Source organism: Clostridium intestinale (genome assembly GCF_035905475.1).
In the GTDB taxonomy this organism is placed as follows: domain Bacteria; phylum Bacillota; class Clostridia; order Clostridiales; family Clostridiaceae; genus Clostridium_T; species Clostridium_T intestinale.
In genome coordinates, this window is sequence record NZ_CP121166.1 from 2,739,459 (window position 1) to 2,752,557 (window position 13,099).

Annotated in this window: 13 protein-coding genes, 1 tRNA gene and 1 riboswitch; of the genes, 6 read left to right on the forward strand and 8 right to left on the reverse strand. The window is 28.8% G+C overall.

Annotated elements, in window-relative coordinates; translation table 11 throughout:
- Positions 1–56: 56 nt before the first annotated feature.
- From P8F83_RS13995 to P8F83_RS14005, 3 genes are read right to left on the reverse strand one after another with little or no spacing between them, the layout of a single operon-like run.
- The gene (locus tag P8F83_RS13995) at positions 57–1,196 is read right to left on the reverse strand and encodes a DEAD/DEAH box helicase (RefSeq protein ID WP_326511641.1); all 1,140 of its coding nucleotides are present in this window, start codon (positions 1,194–1,196) and stop codon (positions 57–59) included.
- Between the two features lie 12 nt (positions 1,197–1,208).
- The gene (locus P8F83_RS14000) at positions 1,209–1,703 is read right to left on the reverse strand and encodes a hypothetical protein (RefSeq protein ID WP_326511642.1); all 495 of its coding nucleotides are present in this window, start codon (positions 1,701–1,703) and stop codon (positions 1,209–1,211) included.
- An 11-nt stretch (positions 1,704–1,714) separates the two neighbouring features.
- A complete protein-coding gene (locus P8F83_RS14005) occupies positions 1,715–3,088 on the reverse strand; it encodes a VgrG-related protein (RefSeq protein WP_326511643.1) in 1,374 nt (457 codons plus the stop codon).
- Positions 3,089–3,277: 189 nt separating this feature from the next.
- On the opposite strand from P8F83_RS14005, the gene P8F83_RS14010 reads away from it, so the two are divergent.
- Positions 3,278–4,345 carry an NAD(P)H-dependent flavin oxidoreductase gene (locus P8F83_RS14010; RefSeq protein WP_021800519.1) on the forward strand — a complete coding sequence of 356 codons (1,068 nt, stop codon included), beginning with the start codon at positions 3,278–3,280 and terminating at the stop codon, positions 4,343–4,345.
- A 413-nt stretch (positions 4,346–4,758) separates the two neighbouring features.
- Here P8F83_RS14010 and P8F83_RS14015 read toward each other — a convergent pair whose 3' ends face one another.
- Entirely contained in the window at positions 4,759–6,243 is a 1,485-nt protein-coding gene (locus P8F83_RS14015) for a sensor domain-containing diguanylate cyclase (RefSeq protein WP_326511644.1), read from the reverse strand.
- A gap of 177 nt (positions 6,244–6,420) precedes the next feature.
- On the opposite strand from P8F83_RS14015, the gene P8F83_RS14020 reads away from it, so the two are divergent.
- Together P8F83_RS14020 and P8F83_RS14025 are read left to right on the forward strand one after the other, a co-directional pair.
- A complete protein-coding gene (locus P8F83_RS14020; RefSeq protein WP_021800517.1) occupies positions 6,421–6,828 on the forward strand; it encodes a hypothetical protein in 408 nt (135 codons plus the stop codon).
- A gap of 29 nt (positions 6,829–6,857) precedes the next feature.
- Complete coding sequence (locus tag P8F83_RS14025) at positions 6,858–7,043, forward strand: Spo0E family sporulation regulatory protein-aspartic acid phosphatase (protein ID WP_021800516.1); 186 nt, start codon at positions 6,858–6,860, stop codon at positions 7,041–7,043.
- 108 nt (positions 7,044–7,151) lie between these two features.
- On the opposite strand, the gene P8F83_RS14030 is transcribed toward P8F83_RS14025, so the two are convergent.
- Positions 7,152–7,226: transfer RNA gene (locus P8F83_RS14030), tRNA-Trp, on the reverse strand.
- A 63-nt stretch (positions 7,227–7,289) separates the two neighbouring features.
- The gene (locus tag P8F83_RS14035; RefSeq protein WP_326511645.1) at positions 7,290–8,183 is read right to left on the reverse strand and encodes a metal ABC transporter substrate-binding protein; all 894 of its coding nucleotides are present in this window, start codon (positions 8,181–8,183) and stop codon (positions 7,290–7,292) included.
- Positions 8,184–8,359: 176 nt separating this feature from the next.
- On the opposite strand from P8F83_RS14035, the gene tsaE reads away from it, so the two are divergent.
- The 3 genes from tsaE to rimI are packed head-to-tail and all read left to right on the forward strand — an operon-like array spanning position 8,360 to position 9,977.
- On the forward strand, positions 8,360–8,821 hold the full coding sequence (gene tsaE, locus P8F83_RS14040) for a tRNA (adenosine(37)-N6)-threonylcarbamoyltransferase complex ATPase subunit type 1 TsaE (RefSeq protein WP_326511646.1): 462 nt from the start codon (positions 8,360–8,362) through the stop codon (positions 8,819–8,821).
- Complete coding sequence (gene tsaB, locus P8F83_RS14045) at positions 8,818–9,522, forward strand: tRNA (adenosine(37)-N6)-threonylcarbamoyltransferase complex dimerization subunit type 1 TsaB (protein ID WP_326511647.1); 705 nt, start codon at positions 8,818–8,820, stop codon at positions 9,520–9,522. The genes tsaE and tsaB overlap by 4 nt, the downstream gene beginning before the upstream one ends.
- On the forward strand, positions 9,522–9,977 hold the full coding sequence (rimI, locus tag P8F83_RS14050) for a ribosomal protein S18-alanine N-acetyltransferase (protein WP_238906605.1): 456 nt from the start codon (positions 9,522–9,524) through the stop codon (positions 9,975–9,977). Before tsaB ends, rimI begins: the two co-directional genes overlap by 1 nt.
- A 61-nt stretch (positions 9,978–10,038) precedes the next feature.
- Here rimI and P8F83_RS14055 read toward each other — a convergent pair whose 3' ends face one another.
- Together P8F83_RS14055 and P8F83_RS14060 are read right to left on the reverse strand one after the other, a co-directional pair.
- Positions 10,039–10,614 carry an ECF transporter S component gene (locus tag P8F83_RS14055; RefSeq protein ID WP_073022608.1) on the reverse strand — a complete coding sequence of 192 codons (576 nt, stop codon included), beginning with the start codon at positions 10,612–10,614 and terminating at the stop codon, positions 10,039–10,041.
- Positions 10,615–10,724: 110 nt separating this feature from the next.
- Positions 10,725–10,844, reverse strand: a riboswitch (FMN riboswitch).
- A 59-nt stretch (positions 10,845–10,903) separates the two neighbouring features.
- Positions 10,904–13,072 (reverse strand): Tex family protein, encoded by a 2,169-nt coding sequence (locus P8F83_RS14060; RefSeq protein WP_326511648.1) that lies wholly within the window; start codon positions 13,070–13,072, stop codon positions 10,904–10,906.
- Positions 13,073–13,099 lie beyond the last annotated feature (27 nt).

Here is a 13,099-nt window from a genome sequence, read left to right on the forward strand (position 1 = left end):
AATTTCATTATAACTGTTTTTTTATTAGTTTCCAATATTTTATCATGTTAAAACTCTTAGTCTTGCAATACTTTTCCCATGTAAACATATTTTCTATTAAATTTTAGGTTTAAATCTTTTTCATATATTCTTATGTTATTAAGATCTCTATTGTCAACTAAGGAATATGCTTCTCCTTTTTCTCCAGCTCTACCTACTCTACCTACTCTATGAAGATAATTTTTAGGGTCTCTTGGAGTATCTAGATTAATTACATGAGTAACTCCTTTTATATCTAATCCTCTAGCTGCTACATCAGATGCCACTAATACTTGAATTTTTCCTTTTCTAAAACTTTCTAATGCATTTTTTCTTTCATCTTTATCTATCTCTCCATGAATAGTTGCTGCATTTATTTTATGAAACTTCAATTTTTCTAAAGTTTGATCAACATTAAAGCTATTACTTATAAATACTATTGCTCTTTTAGGTCTAGCTGCATGTATAAGCTTTCTCAAATATTCAATCTTTTTTCTTTCCTCAACCATAATATAGTTATGAGTTATATCTTCATTTACTTTATTACTACCCTTTACTCTTATAACTTCTAAATCTTCTACTAATTCCTTAGAAAGTTGTAAACTGCTGTTATTAATAGTTGCAGAAAACATCAAAAATTGATCTACCTTTTGTGTGTTTTTTACTATTTCTTTTATTAAAGGAATATTTTTATTATCTAAAAGTTTATCAACTTCATCTAGAACTATAGTTTTAATTGTACTCGCAGTTATTTTTTTCTTTCTTATTAATTCTAATACTCTTCCAGCTGATCCAACTAATATGTTAGGTTTATCTTTTAATTTTTCTATCTGTCTAGCTATATTAGCACTGCCTATTAATTGAGTAGAAGTTATAGAAACTCCGCTTTCTTTTTTCAGTTCTAAAATTGTATTATGTATCTGCATGCAAAGTTCATAAGTTGGTGCAAGTATTATAGCTTGCATCTCTTTTTTATCTTTTTGAAGTTTTTCTATTAATGGTAATAGATATGCTAAAGTTTTCCCTGTTCCTGTCTCTGATTGTGCTAAAATATTTTTTCCCTCTAAAGCTAATGGTATAGATTTTTCTTGTACCTCTGTAGCCTCTGTTATCTTTAAGTTTTTTAAAGCTTCAACCATGTCTTTATTTAAATTAAGTTTATCAAATGTTATACTCATTGTTTACCTCTTTTATATTTCTTTATATTCATATATTCCTTTATCATTGGCTAATTTTAACTTTATTTCAATGCTCTTTTTTATTTTTTCACTTTTTGTATCAGTTCTTATAGATTCATCTAAAGTTACATATATTTTAAAATCATCTTCTTTTATTTTTTCCACACTATCAATATAATAATCTAAATTATCTATTGTTATATTTTTATCTCTATACTCTTTGATTTTATTTTTAATAACTGAATATGCCTCGCTGTTAGTATTTATTATATCTCCTAAATATGATAAATCTGACTCTTTATTATTAACCATATTCTTAAACATAACACTGAATGATATTACTATTTCTTCTCCATAAGCTTCATCATCTTTTATTCTAGAAGCTTCATCGATAAGATTTTTTTTCCCTTCATCTACACTTTTTGATTGTTGGTAATCCTTAATACCAAATATTACACAAATAATGGTGGCTATAACTAATATTGCTACTAATATTTTCTTAATCATCCATCTCACTCCTAATAGGATATCTCTCTACTATAACTTCTTTTTATATCTTCGCTTTCGTTTGTATATCTATTTTTCACTGCATTATATATATTGGATCCGACTGGATAAGATTTAGCTATTTGATTTAATCTATTATCATAAACATTAGTGATAAAATCATTTAAAGACGAATTTTTATTTATAGGAGAAATTAAATTATATGCTCCAGTAGGCCCATGTTGAATTGAAGTTGAAAATATCATATTTCTAGTTGAATAATAATTTAAAAGTATACCAGGATCATATCCATTATTTTTACATATTCTTAAAAATTGATCATAATATTGACTCTTTACAAATTTCAGTTGAACTCTAAAAAACTCTTCAAAGTTGTTAGTAGCAATACTTCTCCAAGCGGATTTATAGTTCTCTCCATAAGAATCATTATCTGCTATCTTTGCGTTATTTAATATAGTATATATATAATTATTTTCACTCTGCAACCAAATCATAAATGTTCCTAAAGAACCGGTCTTTGATGCAAGCTGAAACATTCCAAATGATGCACCGCCTTTATCCTCCGGGTTATCTGATATTGCACCTACATTGAAACTTGATTCATATTTAGCTGCTATATAACCAAAGTTTGATTCTAAGTTATCATCCTGTATTATATCCAAATATAACTGATGTATATATCCTAATGTAAATGTTCCATCTTCTCTATACAATTTCACTTCATAAAACCCATTGTTTTTTCCTATTATTTCCATCATAACTCCGTTAGACAAAATATTCAATACTCTAGAAGACGTAGATGGTTCTTCTCTAAAGTTCAAACCATTTGTATTAGTTACTCCTATTGTCCTTTTCAAGTTAATTGAATTATTTAAAATTTCTGTTCCGTATTTAGTAAAAACCCTCCCTTCTGATAAATTACCAGTATTTTTTATTGCGTTAAACAAATTGCTATAATTTCCATTAGGAAATTCTCCATTAAAAGTCCAATATGAAGTCTTGTCCCATATAGTTTGTCCATTATCATTGTTAACTACCCTCCCGTTTATGGTAACTGCTAACTGGATAGCTTTATCTATTTCTCCTACTTTAAATGATTGTATTAATACTCCATTGGAATTATACGTTTTATATAAATCACTATTTATATATTTACTTATAATTGTAAAATCATAAATATCAACTATACCATCCTTATTAAAATCAAATTGTTCTCTATTAGTATTGTAGTATTTACTTAATTCATTTAAATCCTCTTCATTAATTATATTATCTCCATTTATATCTGGATTTATTTCTAAAGCATTTACCTCATAACCAAAAATAGAAGTAAAAATAATTAATGATAAATTAGTAACAACCACTTTTAATAATTTATTTTTCATAATCCCCTCCTATATGAATACATATATTCTTATTATACATTAAATTTATATATTTTTTTCATTCAATATTTATATAAAATAAATTTTCTTGTTAATTCTCTAATTATAATCTATAATTACTCTATAAAATACTTTGATTGTGAAAGTATTTTACTTTCAAAGGTTTTTAATATAAAGGAGTTGTGTATGGTGAATATAAAACCTCTACAAATAGGAAACTTAGTATCTAAACTACCAATAATACAAGGAGGAATGGGTGTAGGCGTATCCTCTTCTAAACTAGCTGCGGCTGTTGCTAATGCAGGTGGTATAGGTATAATATCAGGCGCTCAAATAGGTTATGACCAAGAAGATTTTTATACTAACAATCTTGAAGCTAACCTAAGAGCTTTAAAAAAACATATAAAAACAGCTAAAGAAAATGCTTTAAATGGAGTAATAGGTGTTAATCTTATGGTTGCTATGAAACAGTATGATGAGCATGTAAAAGCTGCTATAGAAGCTGGCGTAGACTTAATAATTTCAGGTGCTGGACTTCCAACGGCTTTACCTAAATTAGCTAAAGGTTTTAATGTGAAGCTTGCTCCTATAGTTTCTTCACTAAAGGCCTGTAATGTTATTCTAAAACTTTGGGATAAACACCATGGTGTAGCTCCAGATGCTATAGTGGTAGAAGGCCCTAAGGCTGGAGGACATTTAGGATTTTCTAAAGAAGAACTTATTGAAGATAACATAGATTTCGATAAAATTATAGTTGATATAGTTGAAGCAGTTAAGGTTTATGAGGATAAATATAATAAATCTATTCCTGTAATTGCTGCTGGTGGAATTTTTACTGGTTACGATATTGCAAAGTACTTACAACTTGGTGCCAGTGGAGTTCAAATGGCTACAAGATTTGTAACTACTGAAGAATGTGATGCTCACATCAACTTTAAAAATGCATATTTAAGCAGTTCACGTGAAGATATAGGTATTGTTAAAAGTCCTGCCGGTATGCCTGGTCGTGCTATAAAAAATCCATTCATGAAAAAAGTTGAACTTGAAGGCTCTAAAGTTACTAGGTGTTACGCTTGTTTAACCCCATGTAATCCAGCTACAACCCCATATTGTATAACTGAAGCTTTAATAAATTCAGTTAAAGGCGATGTAGATAATGGGCTAGTATTCTGTGGAGAAAATGCATATCGCTTAGATAAAATAGTCAAGGTTCAAGAACTTATGGATAGTCTTGAAGCTGAGATCTTAGAGGCTTAAAAATATTTTTATTTATTATTCAAGAAAGCAAGAATTTTTCAATTCTTGCTTTCTTGCTTTCTTGCTTTCTTGCTTTCTTGCTTTCTTGCTTTCTTGCTTTCTTGCTTTCTTGCTTTCTTGCTTTCTTGCTTTCTTGCTTTCTTGCTTTCTTGCTTTCTTGCTTTCTTGCTTTCTTGCTTTCTTAACGCAGTCTACTTTTTCTGTGACTTTTTTGCAAGCTTTTTATCAAAAAGTTTACTTTATTCTTAATATAAAAAAGTATTAGACCTGCACTGACATACGCGCCTACCGAATAGTAGTGCAAGTCTCATTAGATTCTTTTTTACCAATATAAAAAAGGATTTTTAAGAAAAATGGTATTAAACAAAAAGAGCTACCGATCTAGGTAGCTCTTCAAAACAAATCTTTTTCTATTATATCTTACAATATTTATCTTTATACATCTCTTCATCAGCCAAATGTATAACCTCTTCCAATGTGATTTGCATATTTGAATTATATTGATATACTCCATGACTTACTGTTATATCATAAGGTTTGTGGTTTGAATTATTTATATTTTTAAATTTAAGATTTATATCTGTCCATATCTTTTCAACTTCTTCTGAGGATTTATCTATAAAGGCAATTATAAATTCATCTCCACCAAATCTAAAGAGAATATCATCTTTATTTATTTCACTTTTCAGTACTTTACAAACTGTAGATATGTAGTAATCCCCTTCTGAATGTCCATAATTATCATTTACATACTTTAACTTATTTATATCTATAAAGCATATGGTTAATTCCAAAAGTTCTTTTGAATCTGAGGTAAGTTTTTTCTGTAATATCTCCATCCCTGTTCTTCTATTGTATACTCCAGTTAAAACATCTGTGGTTGCGTTTTTTATTAATTCAGACTCCATCTTTTTTAGTTCTGTTATATCAGTCATTCCACAGAGAATACATTTTTCTCCTCTATAATTAATAACCTCATAATTAGCAATAACCCATTTACTTAAGCCATCTTTGGTTTTATGTTCTAATATGTAATTATATATATTTCCTTCATTTTCTAACCTTTTTATAATATTATTTCTCTCTTCATGATTAGAATAGAGATCTTTTTCAGTTAAATTTTTACTTTCTTCTAAAGATATATCATAAAATTCTAGTATTTTTTTATTAACCTTTATGATTTTTCCATCCTTAAATCTTTCTATAATTAAAGGATACGGATTTATTTCAAATAATTTTTCTAAGTTACTTTTATTGTAATAATCATCTTTTCTGAATCTATATGTAATTACTACTAATATATAAGTCATTATGACCATAATAGTTGAATTAATTTCTTTGGTTGCCAATTCATATTTATCTTGCACAATTAAATTTAAACCCACTATAAACATAGCGTGATTCATAAAAAAAGTACAAAACATAAAAATTGGTTCCAAAGGAAGTGCTGCTGCAACAAGGACACAAACTATAATATATGAATCTATGTTTCCTGTAAGATATTGACTATTTAAAGATGACAACATCCCTACCAATAAAGTTGAAATTAAGTATATTTTAATAACAAAAGATATATGTTTATCCTTAACATTCTTATTCTTTTTTAAATAAAATTCATAAATACCTAAATATAAAAAACATCCTAAAATTATTATAAAATGCATAACTCTAAGATTTCTAAGATAATATGTACCCTCTAGTTCTTTAAAGGTTACAAAATCTATATAGACATAATAAGCACTTAAAATAATTATAGCTATACATACAAATTTTATTCTAAGTAAAATCAAGTTGTTATTCTCTTTTTCAAATTCCTTATTGACTCTATTTTTATTTTCATCTAAGTTATAGTCAATATTTCTTATATTGTAGCTGAAAAAACTCTTTATCCATTCCATAAAATCAATCCTATCTATCCAAGTAACTAGATTATAACATAGTACTATATTATTAGTAATATCCTATAATTCATTAAAAAAATCTTATATTTTTAGGATATATTGTAAATCAATGAGTTTACATATATAATATTATTATAGTACTATTTATTATCTTATGGAGGCTCGATTGTTTATATGAACATTTTAAAAGAAATTTTTAAAAAACTGTCCATTATAGAAGGCTTTTATGATTATATAAGAATTGTTGACCCCATAAATAAATTAGTCTTTGATTCAGATTCATTGGAATACTCTAATATACCTTGCTACAAGCATTTTGAAAATGAATCTCCATGCAAAAATTGTGTTTGCAGCAAAGCTCTTACTAACAATAATCTTTTCGCGAAATTAGAGAATAAAGGTAAAGAGGTTTTACTTATACTATCATGTCCAATAAATATAGATGATAGCATTTATATTGTGGAAATATTTAAAAGTTTAAATAGAGATATGTCTAATAAATTGCCTAACTTTAAAAGTATAGTGGATAAACTAAATGATACAACTGTTAATGGAGTCTTTGGTAATAATAACTCGCTTTAATACAACTATGCATACCCATGGAGGTGTATATGGATATGGATAAAATAGAAAAAAATCTATTTGAGCTAGATAAGTATATATCAGAAGTTAGAGATACCCTTAACGAAATTAGCGTTACTTGCGACGAGGAAGCTCCTCGCCTTCAGTTAAGCCAATACTTAGACGAGCTTATAGTAGAATATATGAAATTAAAAATGAATAAGATAGAAAAATAAACAAGCTGGATTTTCATCCAGCTTTTTTTGTTTTTATTATTTTAAATTTATGTTCCTATTCTTTATATAAAACAAAAAATCCAACAGAATAATTCTGCTGGACATATATGGCAGGGGCAGTAGGATTTGAACCCACAACCAATGGTTTTGGAGACCACTACTCTACCGTTGAGCCATACCCCTAAGACACAATAGTTATAATATCATAATCCCAATTTATTTGCAACATATTTATCAAATATTTTTTCATTCTAGCTTTTTAGTGCCTAAAGTTAGGTTTAAACTTTTAAATAGCTCATCTATAGCCTCTTCTAAAGTATGAACGTAATCCTTATCTTCACTATAATACTTCACTTTTATTAAGTGAACATTATTTAACTCTAGAGTTTCTCTATATTTATCAATTTGTTTATCATCACTATATAACACTATCTTATTATGAGCTTTAGATTTTATAAGTTTATCTAGCTTATTATTATCTAACGCTTGTACTTTACTGTTTATATATTTGCCAAAGTACTCTAAAGAATAGTCGGCATAATAGAAGTCTGCACTTTCTAAATTCTTAAGTACAGTTAGCTTATCTAGATATGCTTCTTCAAATCCCTTTATAACATCATTATAATTAGTCTCATAGTATTCTTTATTGTTAGGGTCATAAGCTTGGAGCTCATTTTTAATATTAAATAAAGCTATCTTATAGTTTTCAAAGTCCATCCAATAATATGGATTTTCATTTCCACCTTCGATAGTTAATACCTTAGTCCCTCTTGAAATATCTACAACTGATACCTTATCTTTTTTTAATTCTGATATTAAATCAGTAGCCCAAGGTTCAAAATTTTTGCCTGTATATATAAATAAATCCATATTGGAAATATTGTTTATCACATCTTCATCAAAAGTAAAGCTTTTTATTTCTTCTTGGTCTTTCGCCAAATATTCTACGTTATGTTTATCTTTAACTAGCTCATTAACCATTAAATACACTGACTTATTAGATGTCATTATATTAAAAAAAGGTTCTCTAATCTTATTAGACTCATTTGCTTTACTAGATAAAGTCATCTTTGGATATATGGATAAAACTATAAATGCTATAAGATTTATAATTAACATCCCAAAGGTAATCTTTTTCATAATTTTCCTCCGACTTATTTACTTACATTTCTTATTGTATTACATAGTATTATTATATTCAAAGGATATTCCTAACATTTAATAAATTCTTAATTATTTCACTCTTTACTTCTTTTCTTTTTTTACGAAGTTGGATAGAATAGTAAGAAGATACTTTAAAGAAAAGGAGTTTACTTATGGAATTTATTGTTGATTCTGTAGAAAAAACTATGCACATTGGCTATATGCTAGGTGAATTAGCTAAGGCTGGTGATGTATTTTGTTTAACTGGTGATTTAGGAACGGGTAAGACCCATATTTCTAAAGGATTTGCTAAGGGTCTAGGTATATCTGAGCATATTACTTCCCCAACCTTTACAATTGTTAATGAATATAATAGCGGACGACTTCCGCTTTACCACTTTGATGTTTATAGAGTAAATGATTCTGATGAAATTATGGCTATAGGTTTTGATGAATATATTTTTGGTAATGGCGTGAGTCTAATTGAATGGGCTAACTACATAGAGGATATCATTCCAGAAGATTTTGTCCACATAAGCATTAAAAAACTTCCGCACTTAGGAGATGAGTATAGAAAAATATCTATCAGACCTTATGGGGAAGGTTATTCGTACATAAAGGAGTTAAAACTATGAATATATTAAGTGTAGATTCTTCAACAGCTGTTGCAACTGTTGCACTTTTAAATGAAAATGGAGTTTTAGGTGAATATAATTTAAATTATCAAAAGCAACATTCTGTATTACTTTTACCTATGATTGAAACTTTACTTAAAAATAATAATTTAAAGATAAAGGATATAGATGGTTTTGTTATTTCTGAAGGTCCTGGTTCCTTTACTGGACTTAGAATAGGTCTTGCCACCATAAAAGGTATGTCATTAGGTATAAATAAGCCTTTTGTTTCTATTTCAAACCTAGATGGCTTAGCTTATAACGTATTTAACTTTACTGGTATTATATGTCCTGTTATGGATGCTTTAAGAGGTAATGTCTATACAGCTTTATATAAGAATATAGATGGTAAGCTTACAAGGCTTTCTGATTACCTTAATATTTCTCTTAAAGAACTTTCTGAAATATTAAATGAATATAATGAACAGGTTCTTTTTATAGGTGATGGAACAATAAAATATAAGGTGGAGCTTAAGGATTTAAAAAAGGAAGCGGTTTTCCCTCCTCTTCATCTTAATTATACAAGGGCTTCTTCTTTAGGAGAATTAGGTCTTGCTAGACTTTTAAATGGTGAAAAAGATGATATTAATAATTCAATACCTCTTTATTTAAGGAAATCCCAAGCTGAAAGAGAGTATGAAAGGAAATTAGGATTAGAGTAATGGATGAATTTAATTCTAAACAATTCACAATTGTAGACATGACTTCTGAACATCTTGTTGATATATGTGAGATTTCTATTTTTTCATTTCCCATTCCTTGGAGCTATGATTCTTTTAAGAGAGAGCTAAAAAATAAATTAGCTTCTTATTTAGTTGTTATTATGGACAACAGAGTAATAGCTTATGGAGGTATATGGGTGATATTAGAAGAAGCTCATATTACTAATATAGCGGTTCATCCAGATTATAGATGCAAAGGTATAGGTGAAACTTTATTAAATGCGCTTTTAGATAAGGCTTATGCTAGAGGTGCAAAGGAAATAACTTTAGAGGTAAGAGTATCTAATCTTCCTGCTCAGTGGTTATACAAAAAATTAGGTTTTTCTGAAGAAGGAATTAGAAAAAACTACTATGAAGATAATAAAGAAGATGCTCTTATAATGTGGAAAAGATAAATGTCCTAACATTAGAGCAAATATAAAAACCCCGGAATATCCGAGGTTTTTTATTTTTAATCTAATATTTTACTGTTCTTATAGACTGTCTATTTATTACTGCAATTACTGGTTTATATAGTAATACTGTTGCAGTTGATGAAATGGCTCCTTTTAAAATGTTAAATGGTACTGTTGCTACCGCAATAAAACTTCCTATGCTTCCACCTAAATCAACTTTAAAAACATTAACATACATAGGTAGTAATACAAAGTAGTTTAATAATACTGCCATTACAGTCATTGCTAATACTGATGAAACTAAACCTATTATTGCTGTCTTGAAAGTTCTATTTCTATTATATATAAATCCTGCTACAAACACCCAAGTAGCTCCTATAGCAAAGTTCGCGAACTCTCCTATAAACATTGAAGATGATCCTTTAATTAAGGTATAAAGAATATTTTTAATAAGTTCTATAACTATACCTGCTACTGGTCCTAGAGAAAAAGCTCCTATTAAAGCTGGAATATCAGATACATCAATTTTCAAAAATGGTGGAAAAAATGGTAGCGGAAAATCAAAATACATTAGTACAAAAGCTATTCCTGATAATAGTGCAATCCTAATTTGTTTGTTTAATCTTGAATCGTTCATTTATAATACGCCTCCTAAAGATATATCTTCCTGGGCAATATTAGGATAATAAAAAATAACAAAAGCCCTGAATCATGAGATTCAGGGCATAATAACTAAGTAATCCTAATTACTACCTTCTTTCATCCAGACTATACTGTCGGCCTCGGAGTTTCACCGAATCATGCTAAAAAACTTAGCTCGCGGGCTATACCGCCGGTGGGGAATTACGCCCCGCCCTGAAGATAATTTAATTTTTTTCTTCTTGTCTTTATTATATATCCAAGTTTAATTTTTGACAAGATATTTTTTATTCTTGTGAAACATCCTTCATGGACAGGGATATTCTTTTTCTTTTTTCATCAACCTCTATAATCTTAACTTTAATTATATCTCCTAATTTAACTATGTCTAGGGGGTGATTTACTCTTCTATTAGCCATTTGAGATTTATGAACTAATCCATCTTGGTGAACTCCTATATCTACAAAAGCTCCAAAGTCTGATACATTTCTAACAGTTCCCATTAATTCCATTCCAGGTTTTAAATCTTTTAAATCAATTACTCCTGATTTAAATATAGGCTTTGGAAGTTCCTCTCTTGGATCTCTTCCTGGTTTCTTAAGTTCACCTACTATATCTTTTAATGTAGGTTCTCCTACATTAAGTCTTGCTGCAAGTTCTTTTATTCCTATTTCTTGAACTCTTCCTTCAATATCTGTTAAAGAAGCTTTTTTAAGTTCACCTTTCGAATATCCTAATTCTTTTATAAGATTGTTAGCTGTTACGTATGACTCTGGATGTACAGCTGTATTATCTAGAGGCTCGCTGCTTTCCATTACTCTTAAGAAACCTGCACACTGCTCATATGCTTTTTGTCCTAATCTTTTAACCTTTAAAAGTTCTTTTCTATTTTTGAATTTTCCATTTTCTTCTCTATATGCTACTATATTAGCTGCAATAGAGGTATTTATTCCTGATATATAACTAAGTAAAGATGGTGTCGCAACATTTAAGTCTACGCCAACCTTATTTACGCAATCTTCTACTACTCCTTTTAGAGATTCATCAAGTTTTTTAACTGCTACATCATGTTGGTATTGACCTACTCCAATGGATTTAGTGTCTATCTTAACAAGTTCTGCTAGAGGGTCTTGAAGTCTTCTTCCTATTGATATAGCACCTCTTATTGTTACATCTAAATCAGGGTATTCCTTTTGAGCAAGTTCTGACGCAGAATAAACTGATGCTCCTGCTTCTGAAACTATGCAGTAGTATACATCTCTGCCTGTTTCTTTTTTGATTTCAGTAATCATTTCTGCAAGCACTTCTTCTGATTCTCTAGATGCTGTACCATTTCCTAATGATATTACGTCAACACCATATTTATTTATTAACTCTTTTAAAACCTTTATAGTTCCTTTTATATCCTTTTTAGGTACTGTTGGATAAACTGTAGCCTTCTCTAAAAATTTACCCGTATCATCTAAAACAGCTACTTTACATCCTGTTCTAAAGCCTGGGTCATATCCCATAACTACTTTACCTTTTATAGGGGATTGCATAAGTAGGGATTTAAGATTTTCATTGAATATTCTTATAGCTCCCTCTTCTCCCTTTTCTGTTAGCTCACTTCTTATTTCTCTTTCAATAGAAGGATATATAAGTCTTTTTAAGGAATCTTTTATGGCTTCTTCTAAATACTTATCTGTTTCACTATTACCTTTAAGTATTCTATTTTTTAGATAAGTAATTATTTTTTCTTCATTAGCTACTACTTTTACATTTAATATTTTCTCTTTTTCTCCTCTATTTATAGCTAATATTCTATGTGAAGGTAAAAATCTTACAGGCTCTGAATAGTCATAATACATTTCATAAGGAGTTGGTTCTTCTGAACCCCCTTTTGTTTCAAGTACCCCCTCTTTAAATAAGAATTCTCTAAGCCATTTTCTATAATCCGCATTGTCCGAAATTTGTTCTGCTACTATATCCATAGCCCCTGCTAATGCTTCTTCTTCATTTAAAACAGCTTTTTCTTCATCAATAAACTCTTTTGACTTATCTAGTATATCCCCTTTAAATTCTCCTGAGAATATAAGGTCAGCTAATAGCTTTAGACCTTTTTCTAAAGCTATTGTAGCTCTGGTCCTTTTCTTTGGCTTAAAAGGTCTATATATATCTTCAACTTCTGATTGAGTTTCTGCTTTTAATACTTTTTCTTTTATTTCTTCAGTTAAATTTCCTGTTTCTTCTATAATTCTTATTACATTTTCTTTTCTTTCATTAAGATTCCTTAAATAAGTTAACCTTTCAGAAAATTTTCTTAAAACTTCATCCGTTAACCCACCAGTAACTTCTTTTCTATATCTAGCTATAAAAGGTACAGTGTTTCCTCCATCTATTAGTTCTATTACACTTTCTACCTGCTTTAAACTTATATTTAATTCTTTACTTAATACTTCATTAATGTTATTCATTTTCTCCTCCTAAAAATTTACTCCATA

What these genes read in the sequence shown, in the direction of transcription:
- P8F83_RS13995 (WP_326511641.1), bottom strand. Translation starts at nt 1,196, where the DNA reads ATGAGTATAACATTTGATAAACTTAATTTAAATAAAGACATGGTTGAA.
- P8F83_RS14000 (WP_326511642.1), bottom strand. Translation starts at nt 1,703, where the DNA reads ATGATTAAGAAAATATTAGTAGCAATATTAGTTATAGCCACCATTATT.
- P8F83_RS14005 (WP_326511643.1), bottom strand. Translation starts at nt 3,088, where the DNA reads ATGAAAAATAAATTATTAAAAGTGGTTGTTACTAATTTATCATTAATT.
- P8F83_RS14015 (WP_326511644.1), bottom strand. Translation starts at nt 6,243, where the DNA reads ATGGAATGGATAAAGAGTTTTTTCAGCTACAATATAAGAAATATTGAC.
- P8F83_RS14020 (WP_021800517.1), top strand. Translation starts at nt 6,421, where the DNA reads ATGAACATTTTAAAAGAAATTTTTAAAAAACTGTCCATTATAGAAGGC.
- P8F83_RS14025 (WP_021800516.1), top strand. Translation starts at nt 6,858, where the DNA reads ATGGATATGGATAAAATAGAAAAAAATCTATTTGAGCTAGATAAGTAT.
- P8F83_RS14035 (WP_326511645.1), bottom strand. Translation starts at nt 8,183, where the DNA reads ATGAAAAAGATTACCTTTGGGATGTTAATTATAAATCTTATAGCATTT.
- tsaE (WP_326511646.1), top strand. Translation starts at nt 8,360, where the DNA reads ATGGAATTTATTGTTGATTCTGTAGAAAAAACTATGCACATTGGCTAT.
- tsaB (WP_326511647.1), top strand. Translation starts at nt 8,818, where the DNA reads ATGAATATATTAAGTGTAGATTCTTCAACAGCTGTTGCAACTGTTGCA.
- rimI (WP_238906605.1), top strand. Translation starts at nt 9,522, where the DNA reads ATGGATGAATTTAATTCTAAACAATTCACAATTGTAGACATGACTTCT.
- P8F83_RS14055 (WP_073022608.1), bottom strand. Translation starts at nt 10,614, where the DNA reads ATGAACGATTCAAGATTAAACAAACAAATTAGGATTGCACTATTATCA.
- P8F83_RS14060 (WP_326511648.1), bottom strand. Translation starts at nt 13,072, where the DNA reads ATGAATAACATTAATGAAGTATTAAGTAAAGAATTAAATATAAGTTTA.